The sequence below is a fragment of the Pseudoalteromonas sp. SG44-5 genome (assembly GCF_014164175.1).
Lineage (GTDB): Bacteria > Pseudomonadota > Gammaproteobacteria > Enterobacterales > Alteromonadaceae > Pseudoalteromonas > Pseudoalteromonas nigrifaciens.
On sequence record NZ_JACJES010000014.1, the window covers coordinates 19,113 to 43,671 of the forward strand.

The following is a 24,559-nucleotide window of genomic DNA, read 5'->3' on the forward strand; positions in this document are numbered from 1 at the left end:
GAACCCTGTCGAGGGATCTCACCCTCCCAATTTAGTCTTGGTGTTAAATTATAGGCACAAAAAAACCACAACTAAGTGGTTTAAATTAAGTATGGTGGAGAGGGAGGGATTCGAACCCTCGATAGAGCTACAAACTCTATACTCCCTTAGCAGGGGAGCTCCTTCGGCCACTCGGACACCTCTCCAACGCATAACCGTTTTTTTATTGATGGAAGTAAAAATTAAAGCCACCAATATAAATGTGGTGGAGAGATAGGGATTTGAACCCTAGATAGGCTACAAACCTATGCCGGTTTTCAAGACCGGTGCATTCGACCACTCTGCCATCTCTCCGTGACGCAGAATAATACTTAGGTCATACGCATGTGTAAATAGCAAAAAGACTGTTTGCTTAAAATTTAGGCTAAAATGAGGTTTTTTTTGTAAATAAGGGGAAATAAAGACAATTTTAGTAAAATTAAATAGGTTGCAGCAAGCAGTGGGAGCTAAATAAGAAGCTTTATTTAGTGGTTGGGTGCTTGCTGCACCGTATAAATAGTCATGGTTGTGTGACTATTTATATTGAGCTGTGCTACCAAGAGCGAGTCTTTTACCGAAGCGATTAAGCTTTGCTAACATTTTAGCTTTACGATTTGTTGGTTTAACGGCAATGTGAGTAGCAGCTGTTTCATTTAATGTGTTAATTGGGTTCATTACTTAACTCCGAGTTGTGGTTGGTGAAAACGGGGGCATTCTGCCTCTTAATTGTTTAAAAATAAAGCGATAAAAATTGAGCCCGAAGCATTAGTTATTTTAATCCGAAAGGATTTTATTAACCTGCCGTTCACTTGGTGGGTTTGGGTGTTTTTGCATTTTTATTCACGCCGTTAGTTTTTAAATCCCTTTTGTTATGGGGTCTCTGTGTTTGTTTTTATTTTTAATGCGATAAAAGCATTCTTTTTTGGTTATTTATTCAGATTAAATTATTTTAATTAAATGATTTTTTATGCTGTTTAATTAGTGTTTATAAAATTAACTTTATGAGCGTTAAAAAAATTCCAGTAAAGTTCTAAAAAAAGTTGGTGTAATGCACTTTATATTTGCATTGCATGGGTGAATTACTTAGCTTTTTAGCAAAATGGTGTTTTTAATAAAGTTAGTATTACTAGGAGTTATAACGAACACTTGGCAGCTGTTTTTATATTAACCAATAAAAAAGCGCCTACTTTACAGTAGGCGCTTTTGCGTTAGTTGCGTTAATAACGCGTCTAACTGGGGACAGAGCCTCTTCTAGCAACCGCTCTGTTTGCTAAAAAGGCATTAATTCGTTTTGTTGGGGTAAGCACTATGGCGTTACCAAGTAGTACTAAGCTAAACCCTGCAAAGGTATTTGCATGCCATTCAAAGCCTTCATAAAAGCTGCTTAGTGTTACCGCAACTAAAGGAAACAGTACGATGACATAGCTGGCTTTTTCGGGGCCAATATTTTTTAACAGTGCAAAGTAACAAGCAAAGGCGATTACAGTGCCAAAAATAGATAAGTACAATAACGACAGCCAATAGCTAGTAGGTGCAGTGAAATTAAATTGCACGTCGCTTATAAATACATATAAGGCTAAGCCAATGGCACTGTATAACATGCCCCAAGCATTACCTTGTAACACACCAATTTGTTTGCGTGAATTACGTACACTTACCATGTTTCCTAATGAAGCCACAAAGGTGCCTCCAAGAGCAAGTAGTAACCCGACGAATGCACTGTTACTCAAGTTGAGTTGCTGTAATTGTGGCCAAAACAAGCAGGTGATACCTAAAATGGCAAGTACAGCACCGGTATAAATTCGTTTTGAAATAGGTTTGCCAAAAAATAATCGGGTATTAACTATATTCATTACTAATAGCATTGAAAAAGCAATCGAGGTCATTGCAGAGCTAAGGTGATTTTGTGCCCAGTAAAGCATTAAGTAATTTAGGCCAAAGTTAAACAGGGCCAATAATACGAAAAAACCATGATCGACTAAATTAAATCGCATTTTAGGTTTTTTGTATGCCACATATAACCACATTAATAATGCCGCGATTGCAAAACGATAAAATAGCGATAGTTCAACAGCAATATCGCCTAGCTGAAACTCTATGGCCAACCAGGTTGAGCCCCAAATTAAAACAGTTGTTATATATAGCGCTGCACTTTTCAATACTGCTCTCCAAAGTCGATTAAGCTGCTATTTTAAAGCTTATCTGTATACTTACCATATACAGAAAATGGAATATGTAACCTATACAGATTGAGGGTGTAATGATTTTAAAAGCGGTTAGCCATCAAGGTCATGAGTTTTTGTACCAGCAAGTTATTCAACTGATCAGGGATATGAGTGCTCAACAGGCTTTATTGCCCTCAGAAAAACTGCCGTCTTTACGTAAAATGGCTAGCAACCTTAATATAAGTATTCCTACGGTAAAGCAGGCCTATCAAGCGCTAGAGGATCAAGGGGTTATAGAGGCACGCGAAAAGTCAGGCTACTTTTTAAAAGCCGTTAACATGGCAAGCAGCTTACCAAAACGAGTTAAGCTGAGCCGCGAGCCCGTGATTGTTAACAAGCAGGCGCTGATTGAGCAGGTATACACAGCCATTCATCAGGCCCATGTGGTGCCTTTTGGAGTGGCTAACCCGGTTGCTGCAGCACCAACCGATAAAGCCTTAGCCAGAAATATGCGCCGAGTAATGACGCTTGCTGGTAGTAGCGCTATTAATTACGGGCCACTGGATGGTTATGCACCGTTAAAAAAGCAACTTATTCACCGCTATTTAAACTTTGGCATTGGCATTAATATGGATGAAATGGTGATCACTAATGGTGCGCAAGAAGCACTGGCAATTGCACTCAAATGCGTAACTAAGCCCGGTGATGTAGTGGCCATAGAGAGCCCTTGCTATCACGGAATTATAGAGTTAATAGAAAGTTTAGGCCTTAAAGCACTTGAAATACCTTTATGCCCAGATAATGGTATTTGGCTAAACGATTTAGCGCAGGCGCTTAATGAGCACGATATTAAAGCGTGCTTATTTTCTACGGCTATTAGTAATCCGGTTGGTAGTTTTATGCCAGATAAAAATCGAGAACAGCTGGTGGAACTAGTTGAAAGCCATAACGTAGTGCTCATTGAAGATGACGTATATGGCGACCTATACTTTACACCCAAACGAGGTACACCTGCTATAGCGTATTCCAAAAAAGGCTTGGTGCTAAGTTGTTCGTCTTTTTCTAAAACGGCTGCCCCTAGTTATCGTGTTGGTTGGCTTATTGCGGGGAAATTTGCAGGGCAAGCTAGGCGTTATAAAAGAGCATTGAGTTGTTCTACCTCACTAATTAATCAATGGACGTTATCAGAATTTGTTTTTAGCGGTGAATACGATCGTAATTTAAAAGTACTTAGGCAGCGTTTACGTACGAATAAAGAGCATATGCGACGTTGCTTACAGCAAGCCATGCCAAAAGGTACACGGATCAGCGATCCACAAGGTGGCTGTGTTATTTGGTTAGACTTAGGCTGCGAGTATGATAGCCAAAAGCTATTTTCATTAGCGCTTGAGGTAGGTATAAGCATTACTCCAGGGTTGATATTTTCAGCTTCAAATAAATACAAAAGCTGTATAAGGCTAAGCTATGGTGTGCAGTGGAGTGAGCAAATAGAGCAAGCAATTGTCACACTAGGTAAACTTACCTTACTAGCAAAAAAGTAGCCTAATTTAAAGGGGAACAACAGCTTGTAACAAGTTTTTCGGCACAATAAAAAACAGCCGTTAAGTTAAGCGTAACGGCTGCAGAGGGATGTTAAATAATTACCTAAGTGAAGTTTGTAAACTAGTTTTGTTTAAAGCTAAATAATTGGTAACCTTTAAGTTCAGGTACTTGTACTACTAGCTGTTCTTCTTGTTTAGCTATATTGGCAAAATTTTCGCATAAGGCATTGGCACGTTTTTCGAGCGCATCGGCATGCTGCTCTACTTTTTCTTCTATTTGCGTACCCATATTTTCCATACGTTGTTCAAAGGCTTGCATGTCGCCTCCTGAGCCAAGTAATTCAGAACCTAAAGCAACTAAAATACTCCCCATAGATTGCATTACAGCAGACTCAACAGCGGTCTCTATTTGTTGTTCAAACTGCTGCTCAAAGTTTTCACCAAATTGGTTAAAGCTTTGCTGGCCCATAACAAAGGTGTCTTGTTGATAAAAAGTATTTTGTACTTCAAGTTTAATGTCGTCCATTAACGATGAGATATTATCGAGGCCATCAATATTAAAAGCATTAGCAACTTCTTGCAGTGCAACACCTGCAATTTTAACGCCTTCTAAGGCTATATTTGCTACTTCGGGTAATTGCGTGCGTAAACTATCTGAATATTGAGTTAGCGCCTTTTGCTGGGAATGATTAAGCGCTACCGATTCACCATTAATGGTTAAATTGCCATTGGTATTAAATTGCATAGTTTGCTTATTGGCGGTAAAAATCTCTAGTTCGTCAGGCTTAATACGTACATCATTTTTAAATTCTACATTACATTGCTCATTATTAAATGACACTGTTGAATCGTTATCATTATGTGCCACAACGGCAGGTGCACATATTAAAGTGCTCATTAATAGTAATTTTTTCATATTTATTCTCAGTTTTTTATTGATGATAAATAAGTAATAACAAGTTTAGTGCCAATGTTTTTTTATTATATTAAACAATAGGTTGGTTTTATTTTTAGTATTGTCTATAGCAAAGGTTTATTATAAAAAAACTATTTTTTAGTCAAATTGGCTAAAGCTAGAGCAGTAATTAATTTTATTTATCGATACGATAAAAAACTCTCACTTTCCATAAAGCGAATTTAGCGCTATTTATTCACAGTATTGACATGGAGGCTATTTAAGATAGCTACATGGCTTTATTTTGGCGCTAAACTGCATTGCACTTTATGTGTCGAACATTTTAATTTTACCGATTATTGCGATTATAAAATCCTTGGTTGGTCTCAAACACTTTATGGAGTGGGTTGTGGGTAAGACATTTAGTTACGATGCGCTAGATGACGATTTTGTTGAAGACGAGTACGAAATGCTCGGGCGTAATCAGCACGATAAGAACAAGCAAAAGGTTAAGAAAAAGTTGGAAGACTACCTTGAGCAAAAGCGCTTGCGTAAAAACCTAGGCGAAGACGATTTAAGCGATTACACCGATTAAATTGCGCTAGTATAACTAAAGTACCAATGTGAATTAGACTCTAAATGTACGCATTTATGTATGTTTAAATTTTGATTAGATTGGCAATAAAGAGGCCGTGTGCCTCTTTATTACTTTTAAGCGGCGTTACTTATTACTTTGTTGCAGTGCTTTTTGAATGGTGAGCTCTAGCTTTTCTGGCTTGGTAAAGGGTGCATAGCGTTTAATTGGTGAGCCGTCTGCTGCGATTAAAAACTTAGTAAAGTTCCACTTTATTTTGCGAGTTAAAAAGCCAGGTTGTGTCGATTTCAAATAACGAAATACCGGATGAGCATGCTCTCCGTTTACCTCTACTTTAGCGGCCATTAAAAAATTAACCCCGTAGTTTATTAAACATCCTTGCTCTATCTGCTGTGCATCTCCGGGTTCTTGCTGATTAAACTGATTACACGGAAATCCTAAAATTACTAAGCCTTGGCTAGCATATTTATTATGCAAAGCCTGTAGTGACTCGTACTGGTAGGTAAAACCACACTTGCTTGCCGTGTTTACAATAAGCACGACTTTACCAGCAAACTCGCTAAAATTAATGGTGTTACCTTGCAAACTGGTGGCGCTTAACTGATGAAACTTGTGCATTATTTATGCTTTACCTTATCTTTGTTGATGCTCAATTTACTCTTTTAAGTACATTGCTTAATATGGTTGTTGTATATATTAAGACTATTTTTTAATTTAAAATTAAAAATAATCCCATACTCGCAATCGTAGTGTAGTAAATATTATGGGTTTTATAAGCCACAATAATAGCTACTATAGCCGCACTTAAATAAGGGTTTTGCCAATTTAAATTAATGCCATCATCGTTTAAAAATACAATAGGTACCCAAATAGCCGTAAGTACCGCTGGTGCACTAAAGCTTAAAAATTGTTGCATTTTAGGCCCAACTTTAAAGGGTAAAGCGCGGTGCAAAAATAAGTAACGGGTAAAAAAGGTAATACAGGCCATTAGTAAAATAGTGGTCATCATAAGTTGCGCTCCTTTTTGGCAGTTATTCTTGCTGTAAAGTATCCTGCGCTCATGGCCAGTAATGCAGAGCTCACCAGCCATAACTCAAATCCGGTACTTTTAAACAGTGTAGCGCTAATGCCTGCGACTATAACTGTAACGAGTGAGGCGAGGCTTTTAACACCCGGAATAACTAAAGCTATAAATGTAGCGGCTATAGCAAAGTCGAGGCCCAAATGGGTTAAATCGGGGAGCATAGTACCAGCAACAATGCCTATAAATGTCCATAAATTCCATGCAATATAAAAGCTAAAACCGGCGCTAAGTGCGTAAATTAAACGTATTTTTGTACGATAGGCTTTAGGGTGGTGCGAAAATGCAAACAACTCATCGGTCAATACAAAGCTTACAGGTAGACGCCAGCTCAAAGGTTGATCAATTACTTTATGACGTACCGCTAAGCCATATAAAAAATGCCGAGAGCTAATTATAAAGGTAGTAAACAAAATGGTGAGTAGTGGCGTATTTCCCGCAATTAACTCAATAGCGACAAGCTGCGCAGACCCCGCAAACACTAATAAAGACATCGCTTGAGTTTCAAGGGCAGTAAAACCATTTTGAATAGCCAGTGAGCCACAGAGTATTCCCCAAGGGATCACCGCCAAACAAAGCGGTAACATGTCAACAAAACCTTTTAAAATTGCACGCGATGGTCTGTTCATTTGCAGAAATATTAGCCAGTAAAATTAATTGCTTAAGTGTGCCATAAAGCATGCTTTAAATAATAGGTTTAATGCAAATCTAAACAAAGTTTGAAATAATGAAACAATAACTTAATTAGCGAGATAACTAATGTTTAAAGTAAAAGTATGGGATGGCTTTGTCAGAAGCTTTCACTGGTTATTAGTGTTTAGTATTGCTGTGCTCTATTTTAGTATTGAAGAAGGTATGATTGAACTGCACTTTATTGCTGGCTTTTTTACCTTAGCACTTATTTTAACGCGATTAATATGGGGGATTATAGGCAGTAAAACAGCTAAGTTAAGCGCGTTAATACACTCCCCGCAAGCGGTAATAACCTCACTTAAAACTAATAAAACTCCGCTTGGGCATTCTGCGCCAGGTAGTTATATGGTGTTGTTGTTTTTTATACTTATTATTACTCAGCTTGTTAGTGGCTTAATGAGTAGTGATGGTATTTTAACTGATGGGCCTTTAGCGCAGTACGTGTCGAGCAGTACAGTTGATTTTGCTAATTGGTTACATAGTTTAAACTTTGATATTTTACTTTATGCGATAGGTTTGCATGTTTTAGCAATTGTAATTTATAAGATTAAAGGCAAGCCTTTAGTGAAAGCGATGATCACCGGAACGAAACAACAGCCAAATGAAAAGCCAGCAATACTTACAAAAGCACCTTGGTTAGCTTGGGTCGTATTTTTAATATTGCTTGTAGTGCTTATGACAACTTGGGGCAGTGAGCCACTTAGTTATTTACTTAACTTGGGTTAAAAATAAAAAGGCGCCTATTTAAATCCGATTATGAATTAAATAGGCGCCTTTATTATTTAAAAACTTAGTCTTTAAATTGCGTGTGGCAATCTTTACAGCCTTTGGCCCATGCGCCAAACGCTTTACCAATAACAGCTTTATCGCCAGACTGTGCAGCTACAGCAAGTTCATCTGCGTATTGCTGAAATGCAGTTGCTTTTTTCATAAAAGTGTCGTTTTCAGCCCAAACAGCGGCAAGTGCAGCAGTATCACCCTTATCAGTACCTTCGTAAAACGCTTCCCATGGCATTTTTGCCAGTGCAGCTGCGTTATTTGCACGTGCTTTAAATTTATCTGCATCAAAAGGAATTTTGCCTTTAAGCATAGCGCCCATGTCACTAATTTGTACTGAGAGCATAGAAAATGCAGCTTGACGATATTCAATAGCGTCGCTTGGCTCTTTAAATGCAGAATTTGCTGATACGCTAAGTGCGCATGTTGATAATAATGCCCCGATAAATACTTGCTTCAATTTCATTAAACTTATCCCTAGTAAAAGTTTCTAATTCTATCTTTGTATCTTAGCTGCCACTTTTATTCAAGTGAAAGCGATAGTTTGGTTTGCTTGAGGCTTAATCGTTAATATCGACGTCGGCGAATATCATGCCACGGCGCATACTGCGAGTGGCTAAAAACACTTCGCAAAGTAGCGACATAAAAGCAAATATAAGCAAAGCCATAGCAGCTACAAAACAGCTACCTATCGTTACGCCTAAGTTAACTGATTGAATATGCGATAAAAATAATAACATAACAACCGCACAAACCAACAATGCACTTAACACACTCAAGCTAAATGCAAGGTGTATACAACGAGAGCGCTTTAGCAGCGCTCTTAGCTCGGTGGTTAACGACAGATTAAAGTCATCATCAGTGCTTACTTTTAGTCTACGTTCAAGCAAACGAGCTCTATCTGTTATACGCGCTAAACGGTTTGATAAAACCCCTAAAGTGGCAGCAATACCTGTAATTAAAAAGACGGGAGCAACCGCGGTTTGAATCACTTTGGCCATGCTTAAAATATTAATTACTTCGTTATCCATTTACATCTCAAAATAAGTGTTGGTTGTTTACAATCATTCACAAACTTAATTTCTTTCTTTTCCCTTTGGAATCAGTTTGTTGCTAGTGTTTTCTCTGTTTTTATGTGTTGCTTGTAACTTAAATGTAACTAAGGTGTTGCTCACGTATGGGTTTAAGTTTTATATTTAAGCCCATGGTTGAATATAGTAAATACAATAATACATAACCTATCCTAGGGGAAATGATGTCTAAAAATATAATAAAGAAAACAGCAATTGCCACTGCTGTCTCAAGCGCATTTATTGCAACACTTGCAAGTGCAAGTAACTTACCTACGGCTAATATTACTTATCAAAAAGCTGAAGCAGTAAAAGAACAAGTTGCAGATAAAAAAGAACCATCGGCACATATGATTGTATTACGCGCTACAACATCAGTAGACGCCTATGTTGCAGGTACTTACCAGCAATCAAATAATCGTGAAATTACAGCTAATATAGAGCAACTTCAAGACACTATGACTCTTGAGTTAAATAGCTTAGATTTTGATGCGAAAATAATTGGTAAAACCAAAATATTAGCACCTACGTTAATCGTTCAAGCTTCGGCTGAAGCACTTGCTAAAATTGCTAAAGATTCACGAGTAGCAAAAGTATTACCTATGTTCGATAGCGAACTGCATGTTGCAGCAAGCTCTGACTATATTAACGCAAAACCACTTATTGTAGACGGTATTGCAAGCGGTAAAGGTCAACGTGTTGCGGTATTAGATACGGGTATTGATTACACTCACCAAGCATTTGGTGGAGCAGGTACAGTTGAAGCATATTTAGCAGCGCAAGCAGATCCTACTACAGTGGCTTGGCCTCAAGGTGTTGTTAAAGGTGGTTACGACTTTATTAATGAAGACGCTGATCCGATAGAGAACGATCCTGCTAACTCTCCAGTAACAGGAGATCCAACAAACCACGGTACTTCATCTTCAAACTCAGTAAATGGTATTGCGCCAGACGTTGAACTTTATGTTTACTCTGTATGTGGTGGCGGTTGTCCAAGTGCCGCACAGGCTGCAGCACTAGAAGCCGCAATGGATCCTAATGGCGATGGTGATATTTCTGACCGTGTAGATGTAATGAATATGTCGCTTGGTGGCGAGTTTGGCGACACATATACTGGCGGCGGTACACAATACTTAATTCAGCGTGCTGTTGAATTAGGCGTTAATATGGTCATTTCTGCGGGTAACGATGGTGATAACCCATTCCGTATAGGCGGCCCAAGTACCACACCTAATGCCTTATCTGTAGGTGCAATGACGCACCCTACAACTGAAATAGGTGTTGCTACAGGTACTATTGCTGGCGTTGAAGGTAATATTCAGCCATCAGGTTTTGGTCCTCAAGAAGCTTACACAATAACAGGTGCAGACATTGAGTTAGTTTATCCAGACGCTAATCAAGATGGCTGTGTTGCCTTTGCCGCCGATGTTGATTTTACCGGTAAAGCTGTATTAATAGACCGTGGTGCTTGTGCATTTACCGACAAAGTATTAAACGCACAAATAAATGGTGCAGAGTTTGTGATGATTGCAAACAATACTGATGATGGTACACCAGCTCCTATGGGTGGTTTTGATGCTGCTGTAACAATTAAAAACGTAGGCATTAATTTTGCTGCAGGTGCGGCTTTAAAAGCACAGTTAGCAGCAGGTGGTCCGGCAACATTTGATATTAGCATTGACATTAAAACTACATCTGGCGCTGTAGCTACGTTCTCATCTCGTGGTCCTTCAATGGATGGTTTATTAAAACCAGAAATTACCGCACCAGGTACTAGTATTGATGTTGCAGCAGCAGGTACTCAAACTGGTACTAACCCAGTTTCAGGTACATCTTTTTCAGGTCCAATTACTGCTGGTGCTGTTGCGATGATTCGTGAAGCACATCCAGATCGTAATGCCTTTGAAATTAAAGCAACAATAATGAATGCGGCTAATTTAAATGTAACAAACGAGCCGTTAGCAATTAATCCTGCTTCAGAATTAGCACCTATTAGTATGATTGGCGCAGGTTTAGTTGATGTAGCTAAAGCGGTTAATTTACCGGTTGCTGCATGGGTAAATAACGCTAAGTTTAATACCAAGCAAGCAGCGCTTTCATTTGGCTTAGAAAGCATGACAGAAACTGCATCGTTAACTAAAACGGTAACAGTTAAGAACTTCTCAGCTGACGCTAAAACTTATAACTTACGTACAGAAGCGCGTTACCAGAGCGATATAGATACTGCGGCTATTAGTTGGGATTTCCCTGCATCAATTACTGTTCCTGCAGGCCAAGCTATTAATTTTGACGTAGTATTAACCGTTGATCCAGCTAAGTTACCAGAGTGGAATCTAAATAACCCATTTAGCGCAGAGGAAGTTGCAGCAAGAAGTGCAGCATTAACCTCAGTAGAGTTTGATGGTGCTTTGGTGTTTGATGATGCCAGCACAGATACTGACCATGATTTACACCTTGTTTATCATGCAATGCCTAAAGCTGCTACTGAGCTAAGCGTTTCATCGCAAATCGTCGATAGTGAAATGGCTCTTGTTGTTACAAATAGTGGTCAAACTGAAATTATGCCACAAGCAGAAAGCATTGTTGCAGTGGGTGTTGAGAAAACATTTGCAGAAGCTGAATTTAATATTCTAGCAACTACTTTCTCGGCGTTTAATGCAGAGTTTTGTGACTCAGGCATATTTGTTACCTCATCGATTCAACTACGTGACCCACTAACGCATACCTTCCAAGCGGGTTACAGATTAGAAATTGATACCGATAATGACGGTGTAGCAGATCAGTTTATGACAAACTTAAACGACCGTGGCCGCGATACAGCGTTCCCTGGGCGTAGCCGTACGCTAATTGGTGAGACAGATGGCGCGGGTAATGATTCATGGGCGTGGGGTACTCCGCTTTATCACTCTGCGGGAGAGGACACCATTACCTTCTCTGGTTGTTCTGAACTACTTAATATAGATGGGACACTACTAGGCGAGCAGATGAACTTTAAAGCATCTGTGGGTTATGCTGCATATCAAAGTGGTGTATTTACAGAAACTGATAGTGTTACAGGTTCAACTGTATTTGGTATGCAACCTCAAGTAGCATTTACCTCGCTTGAAACAGGTGAAGCAGTTACAACACTTAAACCAGGTGAAAAAGCAGTTGTTACAGCAAGTGGTCCATTTGCGCTAACACAGGCTTCAGGCTTAGATGTTGTTAAAGTGATGGCAGCTGCTGATTTAGAGGTTCCAGATGTTTCAGCGCCAGCGCTTGTTGGTGGTGAATTTACTGTTTCTGAAGATGCAGCAAACGGTACCGTTGTAGGTGCTTTAACAGTAACAGAGTCTGAGTTTGATTTAGCTATTTCAGAGTACTTTGTTCAGTCAAATACTCACCAAGGTTTGGGTGTTGATGCCGATGGTCAAGTTGTTGTTACTAACACAGCTTTACTGACAGGTGATTCTTCAGCCCAGATACAAGTAGTGGCAATTGATACGCGTGGTAATGTATCAGAGCCTGCAATGGTTACGGTTAGTATTACTAAAGTAGTACCACCACCGGTTGTTGTAACACCAGAGCCAGAGAAAAAATCTTCGGGTTCATTAGCTTGGTTATTACTTACTGCGCCGCTTGCATTTATGCGTCGTCGTAAGCAAAAGTAAGCTTATAACTTAATTGTTACTTAGAGGGAGCTTCGGCTCCCTTTTTATTTAGCTTCACTAAAGTAAAGGCTTTATCTTATGAAACATATCCCTTGTGTTCTAGCTATATCATCTTTAGCTATTTTAAGTGGCTGCAATCAGGCGCCCGAAGCAGTCCAAACAAACGTTATAAGTACTACAGCAGAGCAGTTACCTCAAGTTGTTGCACCTATAGCTAAAAAAGTACCGCACGCCATGACTATTCATGGCGATACCCGCATTGATAATTACTATTGGCTGCGTGACGATGAACGCAAAGCAGCCGATGTTATTAGTTACCTTGAGGCTGAAAATAGCTATACAAATACCATGCTTGCTCATACTCAAGCGCAGCAAGCTAAACTTTTTGCCGAGCTTAAAGGGCGTATTCAAAAAGATGACGATTCAGTACCGATAAAAAAAGGTGATTATTATTACTCGTCGCAAACTCGTGGCAATAACGAGTACACTACTTATGTGCGTAGCAGTGACTTTTCAGGAGCTAACCAACAGGTTATTTTAGATGTAAATGAACTTGCTAAGGCTCATGACTATTATGCTATAAGTGGTTTAGATGTGAGTCCAAACGGTAACTTAATGGCTTACGGTGAAGATACTCTCAGTAGACGTATTTATACCGTTAAAATTAAAGATTTAAGCACCGGGAGGCTACTCCAAGATACGCTTGAAGGCACAAGTGGTAACCTTGTTTGGGCAAACGATAACAAAACACTGTATTACATTAAAAAAGACTTACAGACTTTGTTAGGCTACCAGGTTTATCGCCATACTTTAGGTACGCCGCAGGCCAATGACGAACTAGTTTACGAAGAAACAGACTCAAGCTATTACACCGGGTTAAGTAAAAGCAAAGACGGTACTGAAATTTATATTTGGCACAGTAGTAGCACTGCATCAGGTATGTCGGTGCTTAGCGCAAATAACGTTAAAGCAATGCCTCAACGCTTAATTAAACGCCAAGCGAATCTTGAGTATAGTATTTCTAAATTAGGTGAGAGTTATTATATTGTCACTAATTTAAATGCGGTTAATTTTCAGCTAATGAAAGTCGCTATTAATAAAGCACATGATCAAGCAAACTGGCAAACGCTGATCCCAGCACGTGATGATATAAAGCTAGAAGGGATAGAGTTATTTAATGACTATTTGGTTTACCAACAGCGTGAAATGGGGCAATCGCGACAAATAATACGCAATTTAAGCACTAATCAAGAGCAGTTATTATCTTTTAACGACAGTGCCTACACTATTAGTGCTTATGGTAATAACGATATAAACAGCAATAAGTTACGTGTTTACTATACGAGCATGACCACGCCGGGTTCATCTTACGATATAAACCTAAAAACAACGGATAAAACGCTTTTAAAACAACAAGCTGTGCTAGGCAACTTTAATGTTGATAATTACGCATCTGAACGTATATTTATTAACGCCCGCGATGGTGTAAAAGTCCCCGTAAGCTTAGTTTACCGTAAAGATAAATTTAAAAAAGATGCGACGAACCCATTGCTACAATATGGTTATGGCTCGTATGGCGCCACTATGGATCCAACTTTTTCAAGTGCGCGTTTAAGTTTACTTGATCGTGGTTTTGTGTTTGCTATTGCCCATGTTCGAGGCTCGCAAATGTTAGGTCGTCCCTGGTATGACGATGGTAAATTACTTACTAAAAAGAATACGTTTAATGACTTTATAGATGTGACTAAAGCACTGGTAGAGCAAAAGTATGGCGCTAAAGACAAAATATTTGCCCAAGGCGGTAGCGCTGGTGGCTTATTAATGGGCGCAGTAGCAAACCAAGCTCCTGAACTTTACAAAGGTATGGTTGCCGCAGTACCTTTTGTGGATGTGGTTACAACCATGCTTGATGAAAGTATTCCACTAACAACTAACGAATATGGTGAGTGGGGAAACCCAAATGAAAAAGAATACTATGAGTACATGCTATCTTATTCGCCGTACGATCAAGTGTCTAAGCAAGCGTACCCTAATATGCTAGTAACTACGGGTCTGCACGACTCGCAAGTACAGTATTTTGAGCCAGCAAAGTGGGTTGCTAAGCTGCGTGACTATAAAACAGATGACAATAAGTTACTGTTTAAAATTGATATGGAAGCAGGGCATGGCGGTGCATCAGGGCGCTTTAAGCGCTTAGAAGATACCGCGCTAAACTATGCATTTATGCTCGATTTAATGGGTATTAAAGAGTAAGCAAAGTACAACCATTGAGTAATAAGCTAAAGGCATCATTTAAAAGTGATGCCTTAATTTATTACTAAGTTAGCTTTAGTTACTAAATAAGTTTATAAACTGAGTTATAGTTATGAGATACACACTTACACTCACGCGAAAATAGTAAATATAAGGATAGCGTTATGCATGATGAGCAACAGCTGGAACCCGTCAAAAAAGATGACCGCACATGGGCAATGCTTTGTCATTTAAGTGCCTTGTCTGGATTTATTGTGCCATTAGGCTCTGTAATTGGGCCGTTAATTGTGTGGTTAATAAAAAAAGATGACATGCCGATTGTTGATGTTCATGGCAAAAAAGCACTCAACTTTCAAATCACTATGATGATTGCTTACCTTGTGTGTTTTCTTTTAATGTTTGTTGTTATTGGTGTAATTTTACTGCCAATAGTCGCTATATTTTCGTTTGTAATGGTGATTATTGCCGCGGTTAAAGCCAATGATGGTAAAGAGTTTGACTACCCGTTGAGTTTAAATTTGATAAAATAGCAATGTCGGTTTGTTAATAGCGTATTTTAAACCCAGCTTTTGCTGGGTTTATTTTTTATTTACTTCCTATTGTTAAGGATACTATGCTTTATCTCACGCTATTTTTTAGCGCTTTTATATCGGCTACTTTATTGCCCAGCTCGTCAGAGGTGGTAATGGTAGCTATGATGACCCAAGGTAAAGTAAATTTATTGTTGTTATGGCTAGCTGCCACTTTGGGCAATGTATTAGGGAGCTGCGTTAATTACTGGTTGGGTACTCAAGTACTGCGCTTTAAAGATAAAAGCTGGTTTCCAGTGTCAGAGCAGGGGCTTGAAAAAGCACAAAAGCAGTTTAATAAATACGGTGTATATAGTTTATTATTTGCCTGGCTACCTATAGTTGGCGATCCGCTTACCGTAATAGGGGGAATATTTAAAGTGCGTTTTAGTACGTTTTTATTGTTGGTAACACTAGGTAAGGGGGCACGCTACTTAGCCGTTATCGCCCTTACCTTAGGTGTCGAAAAGCTTATTTAAGCTTTCTTATTTATTCTAAATCAATTGATCCACACGTATTATTTAGCCCAATCTAACGTCAAAGACACAGAATCGGCAAAGCGTAATGCATGCGGTTTATCTACGCGAGCCTTAGCATAATGAACACTTGGGTGTGAATGACAAACAGCAAGAATTTCAGCAACCAGTTTTTCGAGTAATAAAAAGTCGCCTTGTTCTACTAAAGTGATTACTTCTTTGGTAATTACTTTGTAGTTTAGTGCTTGATCTACTTCATCGGTTTTACAGGCGTCGTGTGCAGGGTAATGAATTTCTAAGTTAATCACTACATCCTGCTTTTTCTCGCGCTCTTCTTGGTTAAAGCCAATAAAAGTACGCAGTCGTAAATTGGTTACGTTAATAATTGCATTAGCCATAAGTTAGCCTTTTATTAGCTGCAAAAACTCATTACGTGTTTTTGGATCGGCTCTAAAGTTACCCAGCATTACAGAGGTACGCATACTTGAATTTTGCTTTTCTACGCCGCGCATCATCATACACATATGTTTAGCTTCAACAATTACGCCAACCCCGGTTGCACCCGTTACTTCTTCAACGGCTTTAGCAATTTGATGAGTTAGTTGCTCTTGAATTTGAAAACGACGGGCAAACATGTCAACAATACGGGCAAACTTAGACAGTCCCAATACTTTGCCATTGGGAATATAAGCGATATGACAACGGCCAGTAAAAGGTAATAAATGATGCTCACACATAGAATAAAGCTCTATGTCTTGTACTAATACCATGTCGTCTGCATCTGAGGTAAATACGGCGTTATTAGTAATTTCTTCTAATGTTTGACGATACCCTTGAGTTAGGTATTCCATTGCTTTAGCAGCACGTTTTGGCGTGTCGAGTAAGCCTTCTCTGTTAGGATCTTCCCCTACAGCGGTAATAATATTTTCATAGCTTTGTTTTAATTCGTTATGCATAAATTTCTCAGTTAATTTAGTTTGGTTTACTTTAAATGCCGACCACCATCTACAGGTATAGCGCGGCCTGTGATGTAGTGGCTATGTAATAGTAAATCAATACTATTGATTATTTCTTGGCATCCTGGTTCGATACCCATTAATGACTTTTTCAGCGTTTTAGCACGATATTGTTCATCATCATGCTCATTAAAAATAATTAACGATGGTGCAACCGAATTTACTTTAATATTAGGTGCGTACTTAGCACTGAACGACTTTGTTAAGTTATCAAGCGCTGCTTTACTTGCTGCATAAGCGACATGTTTTGGGCTACCTGTTTCTACTACGTAATCGGTAAGATGAATAATATCTGCGGGAGTATTCATCTCAGTTTGATAATTTAGTAATAACTCTGCACACAGTAAATTAATTAAATAAGGTGTTTTTGCATGAATTCGCATCATATTGTCAAACAGTTGCGCAAAGTTGGCGTTATTAGCTTCGCAGTCCCAACTGGAAGCATTATGCAAAATAGCGCGTAGTGAGTTGGTATGCTCTTTAAGTGCTTTAATAAAAGTGCTAATACCATCATCAGTACTAAAGTCTGCATAAATGCATACAGCGCCCTGCTGCTCCAGTAAATCAACTGCAGCGTGGCGAGTACGATAGGTAATAATTATCGGCTGCCCTTGTGCAATAAAATGTTTAGCTAAAGCAAGGCCAATGCGTTGCCCAGCACCTGTAATTAAAATCGGTGGTGTCATATATACTACAAAACTCTCTTTTGGCAGGGGATCAGCGTTAATACCAATTTAATTAAAATCTTACGTAATACTTTAAGCGGTCGATCAGTCAAATTACTAAGGTATCGTACGATAATTACTGTATTAAAGCTCATCGTATATAGTTGGCACTGGTTGACGCTTATGTTGCGTACGCTGATAAATAGCGCTAAGTGTTTGTTCAACCTGTTGCGTAACCGGTTTACCTTCTAAAAAGTCATCAATTTGCTCATAACTTAAACCTAACGCTTCTTCGTCGGTAAGTCCTGGGCGATCACTTTCTAAATCTGCGGTAGGTGCTTTATTAACTAATACAGACGAAGCACCTAATGTACTACCTAAAGCGCGCACTTGGCGTTTAGATAAGCCAAAAAGCGGTGCAAGGTCACAAGCGCCATCACCAAACTTGGTATAAAAGCCGGTAATATTCTCGGCACTGTGATCGGTGCCAACTACTAAACCTTGGCAAAATGCAGCAATTTCGTATTGTGCAATCATGCGTTGACGGGCTTTAACATTACCCTTAATAAAATCAATTTTTTCTTGCTCAGGGAGTGATTCACCGTTACCAACAATAGCCGCCATTGTTTGTTCGTGTAGCGCATCGGTTGCGGGCTTAATATTTACCGTCATGCGGCTGCTAGGTTGAATAAAATCAACCGCTAGTTGCGCTTCATTTTCGTCGGCTTGCACACCGTAAGGTAAGCGTACCGCAACAAATTTATAATCAGTAGTGCTTTGCTCTTGGTTAAGTTCATTAACAGCAAGTTGGCATAAACGACCGCACACTGAAGAGTCGACTCCACCACTAATACCTAATACCAAAGACGTTGCATGGGCTGCTATTAAGCGGGCTTTAATAAAGTTAACACGACGGCTAATTTCAGCATTTACATCAATAACTGGCTGCACTTTCATTGCAGCCATAATCTCGGCGCGCATGGCCAACTCCTTAGGGTTAAATAATTATTTCGCTCAGCAGAGCACTTGTATTATGTGATTTAGGGCTAACAAATTAAAGCCCTAAGTGAGCTTTAATTTTTTGTAACTCGGTTTTTAACTCGTCTACTTCGGCGAGTAACTCATTGAGTTCTTCACTTTTTAACTCATCAGTCGTTTGCTCTGCAGGGCGTGTTATTTCACTTATTGGCTGCTCGCCAAGCAAATGCATATAACGACAGTCACGTTTACCCGATTCGCGCGCGAGTTTGGTTATTATGTCATTTTCAATTAATTTATTAAGTGCAAGCTCAACGTCATCTACACTATTAAAATTTGCTAATCGTGCGCATCGCGTTTTTAATTCTCCGGGAGTTTGTGCACCCCGTAACAGTAACAAGCAAATAATTGCGCGCTGCTGCGCACTAAATTTTAAGCTACTAAACTCGGTGTTACAAAAACGGTGGTCGTATTTATTTACTCGCCCAGAAAGCCCTTCATCAATGGTAACCAGTCGAGCATTTATTAATTCATCGAGTGCAATTTGCACTTCGCTGTCGGTTAAGTTTAAAACCGGTGCACGATTTGATTTTTGATTACACGCATTAGTTAGCGCATTTAACGACAAAGGGTAGTGTTCGGGAGTTGTACTTTGCTTTTCTAGTAAACAGCCAATAATACGCTGTTGATTTGCTGATAATTGCATAACTCATCTCAACTAATAAACTATATGATTAGCTTACACTTTTATTGAGTGCCAAGCCATTGCTGAAGTTTAGGGTGCAGTGCACTAAAATCGAGTGGCTTACTTAAGTAATCATTCATACCCGCTGCTAAGCACTTTTCTTTGTCTCCCTGCATTGCATTGGCTGTTAAAGCAATAATAGTTATGTTTTGATAATGCTTACCCGAGTCGCCATTTCTAATCGCTTTAGTTGCTTGGTAGCCGTCCATTTCAGGCATTTGGCAGTCCATTAAAATTAACTGGTAAGTATTAGCGGGTTGCTCATTTAGTTGCTTTATCGCCTCACGTCCATTCTCAGCAATATCAAATGAAATACCGGCTTGTTTTAATAAAGCCCCAGCAACAACTTGGTTAATTTTATTGTCTTCTACTAATAAAACTTGTGGCTCATTTGTATTAACTAATGGCGTTTCAGTGAGTTTATTTTGTAGTTGTGCCTGTTGTTGCTGTTGTTCTATGTATTTATCATTAGCAAGAGAGTCAAATAAGTCTGAGGGTGTTAATGGCTTAAAAATCATTGAGTCTACTTTTAAACTTAGCGTAGAGTCATCTTTGGAATAGCTCATAGGTGCCATTATTATTAGCTTACAACTGTGCTTAGCTAGGTAATTTTTAACCTCAGTAATTTGCGATTGCGGCGCTTGTTCAAAAAAATAATAGTCGATTAAAATAGCATCGAGGGTTGTAGTTGCCTGATCTTTAAAATACGCACTTACAGCAGTGTAGTCGGTTAAGGTATTGGCATTTGCTTGCCATATTATCAGCTGCTTTTTAGCAATGGTTGAGTTTAATAAGCAGCTATCAATAATTAAAATATGTTTGTTTTTAATTAAATGGCTAGGTAGGTCTTGCTGCTTACTTAATTTAGGTTTTATTTTTATTGAAAACGAAAAAGTACTGCCTTCGTTTAGCATACTGGTTACGCTTACTTCACCTCCCATCAGCTCACATAACTGTTTTACAATAGCGAGCCCTAAGCCAGTGCCACCATATTGGCGTGTTGTTGAGGTATCTGCTTGGGTAAATGAGTCAAATAATGTGGAGTGTTTTTCTGGCTTTATGCCAATACCGGTATCAATAATGGAACAAACTAAAGATGTACCATCGGTTGTTTCATCAATTTTTGCGGTGACTACTATTTTTCCGTTAAATGTAAACTTAACCGCGTTACTAATTAAGTTACTTAATATTTGTCGTAACCTATTAGGGTCGCTAACTATTTCGCTGACGGTGATGAGGGTTGCATCTAAAATTAAGATGGTATTATTTTGCTCCGCTTTAAGCGCAAATGATTCAACAACCTCACCTAACAAACGTGGTAAATTAAATTGAATTTTTTCAATATCTAATTTACCAGCCTCTATTTTAGAAAAATCTAAAATATCGTTAATAATATTCAGTAATGATTGCGCCGACGACTGAGCAAGCTCTATGTGGTGCATTTGTTGTTGATCTAACTTTGTGTTTTTAACAATATTAAGCATCCCTAGCACGCCATTCATAGGGGTGCGAATTTCATGACTCATGCTCGCTAAAAACTCACTTTTAGCAGCTACAGCTTGCTCTGCGGTTTCTTTGGCGGTTACTAGTTGTTGCTCTGTTTCTATACGCTTTTGGCTAGAGTAAAGGCTGCCAATAAGTGCTGCTACAGCAATTAAAAAGCTTTCTTCGTTGTGCGCCCAAGCGCGGGTTGTATTGCATTGCTCGGCGCAAACCATACCTATGATCCCACTTCCGGCAGGAATAACTGCACACAACATGGCATTTATTTTTAGTGGCTTTAGGTAGTGCTCTTTAATTGGCATTAAAATAGGGCACTGCTGTGCATCTGCTGCACTAAATATGGCTTTGCGCTCTATGGCTTCAAAAAAATCAGGAATATCTTTTTGTAACCATGGTTCATTGTTGTTATTTGTTGTGGTGTTTATATTATGAAAGGCAATAGGCTTGAGCTGGGTTCTATTTTCGCTAAATAGCCAAATACTGGCTTGATCTACGTTGAGCGCCTGACAAATTGCTTGAGTAATCACACCTTTAGATTGGCTTAATTGTCCGTTTAAAATTTGATCGTTAACGGTTAAAGACGCCAAGGCTTCGTTAAATAACGATATTTTATTATTTTCTAATTCTATTTTTTTACGGGTATCAATATTTTGTAATGAGCCAAATATTCTTATACAGCGATCATTTTTATGCTCAGCTTCACCGTGCACCAATACCCAAATAATATTACCTTTAGCATCAATAACTTCAAGTTCAGCTTCGTAGCTCTCACCAAATTTAATTGCTTGTTCAATTAATTTAGCTGCTTTTTCTCGGCTTTTTCCGGGCTTAAAGTAGCCAAGATCCTTTGGCCATTGTGGTTGTTCGTCAGGTGAATATTTAAATATTTTTTTGGTCATATCAGACCAATACGCTTGTTTATTTTCTAAATTAAACGACCAAGCGCCTACTAGAGCCAGATCGCTCATAACCTCTAGCATTTTTTCATTTTGTTGTTGGCGGTTAAACATTTTTAAAAAGAATAAAAACGCCCAAATTAATAGGCCGCATATAATTATTATAGCTACACGCAAAGGCCAAATAGAAGAACTTACAGGGCTCCAGCCCTTTTTAGGAGCAACATAAAGTTGCCAATTACCGCCTTGAAAACTTAAAGAAAACTCAAGAGGATCTTGCTCTATTATGGCGGGCTCACCGTAAAAAAAATCGCCTTTTGTGCCTAAGCCATGGCGTCCTTGAATAGCAACGTTGTATTGTTTTTCGAGTTCATTAATACCTGCGTTTGCATATACTTTTTCAAGATCTAATACCACAGAAAGCAGCCCCCAAAAGGATTTATCCGCTTTATAAACAGGAACGCGAGCAATGAGTGCAGAACCACCTTGTATTAACGCTAATGGGCCAGCCATTACAATTTTATTTGTGTCTCTGGCTCTAATTGCATCGATACGTTGAGCTTCATTGTCTAAAAAGTTAAGGCCTAGGGCTTGTTCGTTACCGGCAAGCGGATAGATCATGTTAATTACCATGTCGGGTGCGCCACCAATATTTCGTAGTTCGTTTGAGGTCTCAAATAAGGGGGCAGCAATTTGCGCAAAGCGTGCTTGCTGTAAATTTGGTTCTGCGGCAACAGCAACACCTAAACCACGAATTAGCTGAATATTAGACACTAAAATAGCTTCAAGTTGTGCTCGGTAAGTGCTTACTTCAGAGAGTATTTGTAATCGGTGTGCATCTTTTGCTCGGTTATAGTTAATCCGATCAAGTACAACACTTACTAATACAATAAGAGTAAGTGATAGCCAGAAGGTCAGCTTAAAATTATGAACTTTATTATTTTTACTATTATTCATTGGCGACATTAGCTACATTTTGCTTTTATATTAGACAGTATCCACTATAGCTAATTTATTGTACAAATAAAAATGGCGCATCAGATTATGCGCCATTTTATTTTTATAATTAATAGTTTAACTAAATTACGAGTCACTAACCTCGCGTGCCCAATGCTGCTGTTTAGCTACATGGAGCTTGCGATAACCATCGAGTAATGCAGCATGCTTTGTAAAGCCAGTAAGCGATAAGCCTGGGAAGGTTAAACCGTTAAATAATTTACGGCCTTCAGCTATTTCAATTGCGAGCGTTACATTGGCAGTACCAAACATTAAGCCTAATGCATCTTGATAGTCTGCATATTCGCGTTCGTCATCGTATTTTATTTCTAAAATAGCTTTTAAACAGCGAAAGTGACGCATTGCATCTTCGTTTACTTGCCCGGTATGTAATATCCAGTCAACCCAATCAATGGCTTCTTCGTTACCTGCGGCTAGGCAAAGGTGCGCTTTTAGTTCACCAATACGCAGCGTATCCCAAGATGTATCAGGGTCGGTTACTAAACCAATAAACTCGGCAGCGCGAATGATATCGCTATGGCCCGCTTCCTCTAGTGAGTCATAAATTTCCATCCATTGCTCAACGTCGTACTGATCAAGTGATAAAAATGTTTCGCGGAACTTAGCGCCTTCGTTGTTGTTACGCCAAATTAGTTCATCAACTGGGTAAATGTCTGACATACCAGGGACTAAAATACGACATGCATATACGTTTAAGTGAGTGTAATCCATGATGTAAATATCATGCCCCATGCTATGGATTAAGTCGGTACAAAAGTTATATTCTTGCTCAGTTGTGCCGCTAAAGTCCCAATGCACAAAGTCAAAGTCGGCTTTTGCGCGGAAAAAGTCATGAGAAATTAAGCCGCTAGAATCAATAAAGTGCAGTTCAGTGTTTTCTGGAGAGGCAACTTCATCATTATCAAAAGTAGCAGGTTGGAACACATCAAGTTGATCTAAACGACGACCTTGTAATAGTTCTGTTACGGTACGCTCAAGTGCCACTTCAAATGATGGGTGAGCACCAAAAGAAGCAAATACAGAGCCATCAGCTGGGTGAATAAGGGTAACGCTCATTACTGGGTATTTACCGCCTAGAGAGGCATCGGCAATACGTAAATGAAAACCATGGCTGCGTAACTCTTCACACGCTTCATGAATTTTAGGATACAGCTTAACTACTTCTTCAGGCACGATAGGCAGACACAAGCCCTCAGTAATAATGCGGCTTTTTATAGCGCGTTCAAATACTTCGGATAAGCCTTGTACCCGTGCTTCAAATTTAGTATTGCCGGCACTCATACCGTTAGATACAAAAATATTACCAATAACGTTAACCGGAATATACACATCTTGGTTATCGCTTTGGCGGGTGTATGGCACAGTACAAATACCACGCTTAACATTACCAGAGTTAAAATCGAAAAGGTGCGATGCATTAAGTTCGCGCTCTGGGTCAAAGTAGTCCCATAAGCTTTCATCCATAATGCCCTCAGGCACTTCATCGTTTGTTACTGTAAACCACTTTTCGGTTGGGTAATGGGTAAACTCTGCATGGGCAAATTCTTCACCTAAATAAAAGTCAGCAAAAAAGTAGTTACAGCTTAAGCGTTCAAAGTATTCGCCTAATGCCGAAGCTAACGATGCTTTGTCGTTTGCGCCTTTACCATTGGTAAACATTACGCCACAGTCTTGGTCACGAATATGTACCGAATAACAGTTAGCTACAGGGTTAAGCCATAACGCTTCCTCAATATTAATATTAAGGGCTTTTAGCTTATTTTGCATAGTAGAGATCGACGATTCTAAATCGCGGTCTTTACCTTTTATAAATGTTTTATCAGTCATACTCATCTCAACTAGGGCTGCACAATATGTGGATTAGCTATTATCGTGGATTTTGAGGTTTATTTCATCCTTTGCGCCGCAGAATATGACTTTTTAATAGAAGGATAGTAAATATATGTTAATAATACT

22 protein-coding genes and 2 tRNA genes are annotated in these 24,559 nt (G+C 39.0%); 7 read left to right on the forward strand and 17 right to left on the reverse strand.

Annotated features, from left to right (window positions below; translation table 11 throughout):
- Positions 1–92 precede the first annotated feature (92 nt).
- The 4 genes from H5079_RS13115 to H5079_RS13130 all read right to left on the reverse strand — a co-directional run bounded on the left by H5079_RS13115 (position 93) and on the right by H5079_RS13130 (position 2,177).
- A tRNA-Ser gene (locus H5079_RS13115) sits at positions 93–185 on the reverse strand.
- 57 nt (positions 186–242) lie between these two features.
- Positions 243–333, reverse strand: a tRNA-Ser gene (locus H5079_RS13120).
- 219 nt (positions 334–552) lie between these two features.
- Positions 553–693, reverse strand: a complete 141-nt coding sequence (locus H5079_RS13125; protein WP_167376929.1) for a hypothetical protein — start codon at positions 691–693, stop codon at positions 553–555.
- A 554-nt stretch (positions 694–1,247) separates the two neighbouring features.
- Positions 1,248–2,177 carry a DMT family transporter gene (locus H5079_RS13130; RefSeq protein ID WP_011326785.1) on the reverse strand — a complete coding sequence of 310 codons (930 nt, stop codon included), beginning with the start codon at positions 2,175–2,177 and terminating at the stop codon, positions 1,248–1,250.
- Positions 2,178–2,278: 101 nt separating this feature from the next.
- On the opposite strand from H5079_RS13130, the gene H5079_RS13135 reads away from it, so the two are divergent.
- Positions 2,279–3,724: a PLP-dependent aminotransferase family protein gene (locus tag H5079_RS13135; protein ID WP_011326786.1), complete on the forward strand. Its 1,446-nt coding sequence runs from the start codon at positions 2,279–2,281 to the stop codon at positions 3,722–3,724.
- 121 nt (positions 3,725–3,845) lie between these two features.
- Here the strand turns inward: H5079_RS13135 and H5079_RS13140 are convergent, their stop codons facing one another.
- The gene (locus tag H5079_RS13140; protein WP_089367535.1) at positions 3,846–4,640 is read right to left on the reverse strand and encodes a YggN family protein; all 795 of its coding nucleotides are present in this window, start codon (positions 4,638–4,640) and stop codon (positions 3,846–3,848) included.
- A 388-nt stretch (positions 4,641–5,028) separates the two neighbouring features.
- Here H5079_RS13140 and H5079_RS13145 point away from each other — a divergent pair, with 388 nt between their 5' ends.
- Positions 5,029–5,214, forward strand: coding sequence for a PA3496 family putative envelope integrity protein (locus H5079_RS13145; protein WP_007579801.1), 186 nt, complete (start codon positions 5,029–5,031; stop codon positions 5,212–5,214).
- Positions 5,215–5,340: 126 nt separating this feature from the next.
- Here H5079_RS13145 and H5079_RS13150 read toward each other — a convergent pair whose 3' ends face one another.
- The 3 genes from H5079_RS13150 to H5079_RS13160 form a co-directional block, all read right to left on the reverse strand.
- A complete protein-coding gene (locus H5079_RS13150) occupies positions 5,341–5,832 on the reverse strand; it encodes a glutathione peroxidase (protein WP_011326789.1) in 492 nt (163 codons plus the stop codon).
- A 91-nt stretch (positions 5,833–5,923) separates the two neighbouring features.
- Entirely contained in the window at positions 5,924–6,223 is a 300-nt protein-coding gene (locus H5079_RS13155; RefSeq protein WP_182684258.1) for an AzlD domain-containing protein, read from the reverse strand.
- Positions 6,220–6,924 carry an AzlC family ABC transporter permease gene (locus tag H5079_RS13160; RefSeq protein ID WP_089367537.1) on the reverse strand — a complete coding sequence of 235 codons (705 nt, stop codon included), beginning with the start codon at positions 6,922–6,924 and terminating at the stop codon, positions 6,220–6,222. Before H5079_RS13160 ends, H5079_RS13155 begins: the two co-directional genes overlap by 4 nt.
- Positions 6,925–7,054: 130 nt before the next feature.
- Here H5079_RS13160 and H5079_RS13165 point away from each other — a divergent pair, with 130 nt between their 5' ends.
- Complete coding sequence (locus H5079_RS13165; RefSeq protein ID WP_086997074.1) at positions 7,055–7,714, forward strand: cytochrome b/b6 domain-containing protein; 660 nt, start codon at positions 7,055–7,057, stop codon at positions 7,712–7,714.
- Positions 7,715–7,778: 64 nt separating this feature from the next.
- Here H5079_RS13165 and H5079_RS13170 read toward each other — a convergent pair whose 3' ends face one another.
- A complete protein-coding gene (locus tag H5079_RS13170) occupies positions 7,779–8,231 on the reverse strand; it encodes a cytochrome c (RefSeq protein WP_011326793.1) in 453 nt (150 codons plus the stop codon).
- Between the two features lie 94 nt (positions 8,232–8,325).
- Positions 8,326–8,796, reverse strand: coding sequence for a DUF2721 domain-containing protein (locus tag H5079_RS13175; RefSeq protein ID WP_011326794.1), 471 nt, complete (start codon positions 8,794–8,796; stop codon positions 8,326–8,328).
- Between the two features lie 224 nt (positions 8,797–9,020).
- Here H5079_RS13175 and H5079_RS13180 point away from each other — a divergent pair, with 224 nt between their 5' ends.
- The 4 genes from H5079_RS13180 (at position 9,021) to H5079_RS13195 (ending at position 15,786) form a co-directional block, all read left to right on the forward strand.
- A complete protein-coding gene (locus tag H5079_RS13180) occupies positions 9,021–12,485 on the forward strand; it encodes a S8 family serine peptidase (RefSeq protein ID WP_182684259.1) in 3,465 nt (1,154 codons plus the stop codon).
- 78 nt (positions 12,486–12,563) lie between these two features.
- On the forward strand, positions 12,564–14,738 hold the full coding sequence (locus H5079_RS13185; RefSeq protein WP_182684260.1) for a S9 family peptidase: 2,175 nt from the start codon (positions 12,564–12,566) through the stop codon (positions 14,736–14,738).
- Between the two features lie 164 nt (positions 14,739–14,902).
- Positions 14,903–15,268, forward strand: a complete 366-nt coding sequence (locus H5079_RS13190; RefSeq protein WP_182684261.1) for a DUF4870 domain-containing protein — start codon at positions 14,903–14,905, stop codon at positions 15,266–15,268.
- An 83-nt stretch (positions 15,269–15,351) separates the two neighbouring features.
- The gene (locus tag H5079_RS13195; protein ID WP_089367541.1) at positions 15,352–15,786 is read left to right on the forward strand and encodes a YqaA family protein; all 435 of its coding nucleotides are present in this window, start codon (positions 15,352–15,354) and stop codon (positions 15,784–15,786) included.
- A 38-nt stretch (positions 15,787–15,824) separates the two neighbouring features.
- Here H5079_RS13195 and folX read toward each other — a convergent pair whose 3' ends face one another.
- From folX to ycaO, 7 genes are all read right to left on the reverse strand, one after another.
- On the reverse strand, positions 15,825–16,181 hold the full coding sequence (folX, locus tag H5079_RS13200) for a dihydroneopterin triphosphate 2'-epimerase (protein WP_011326799.1): 357 nt from the start codon (positions 16,179–16,181) through the stop codon (positions 15,825–15,827).
- Between the two features lie 3 nt (positions 16,182–16,184).
- Positions 16,185–16,739, reverse strand: a complete 555-nt coding sequence (folE, locus tag H5079_RS13205) for a GTP cyclohydrolase I FolE (RefSeq protein ID WP_058372272.1) — start codon at positions 16,737–16,739, stop codon at positions 16,185–16,187.
- Between the two features lie 26 nt (positions 16,740–16,765).
- Complete coding sequence (gene folM, locus H5079_RS13210; RefSeq protein ID WP_011326801.1) at positions 16,766–17,485, reverse strand: dihydromonapterin reductase; 720 nt, start codon at positions 17,483–17,485, stop codon at positions 16,766–16,768.
- Positions 17,486–17,608: 123 nt separating this feature from the next.
- Positions 17,609–18,445, reverse strand: a complete 837-nt coding sequence (gene nadE / locus H5079_RS13215) for an ammonia-dependent NAD(+) synthetase (protein ID WP_011326802.1) — start codon at positions 18,443–18,445, stop codon at positions 17,609–17,611.
- Between the two features lie 73 nt (positions 18,446–18,518).
- On the reverse strand, positions 18,519–19,148 hold the full coding sequence (locus H5079_RS13220) for a YceH family protein (protein ID WP_089367542.1): 630 nt from the start codon (positions 19,146–19,148) through the stop codon (positions 18,519–18,521).
- A gap of 41 nt (positions 19,149–19,189) precedes the next feature.
- Entirely contained in the window at positions 19,190–22,552 is a 3,363-nt protein-coding gene (locus tag H5079_RS13225; protein WP_182684262.1) for an ATP-binding protein, read from the reverse strand.
- A 117-nt stretch (positions 22,553–22,669) separates the two neighbouring features.
- Complete coding sequence (ycaO, locus tag H5079_RS13230; RefSeq protein WP_086997093.1) at positions 22,670–24,430, reverse strand: 30S ribosomal protein S12 methylthiotransferase accessory factor YcaO; 1,761 nt, start codon at positions 24,428–24,430, stop codon at positions 22,670–22,672.
- Positions 24,431–24,559: the final 129 nt, after the last annotated feature.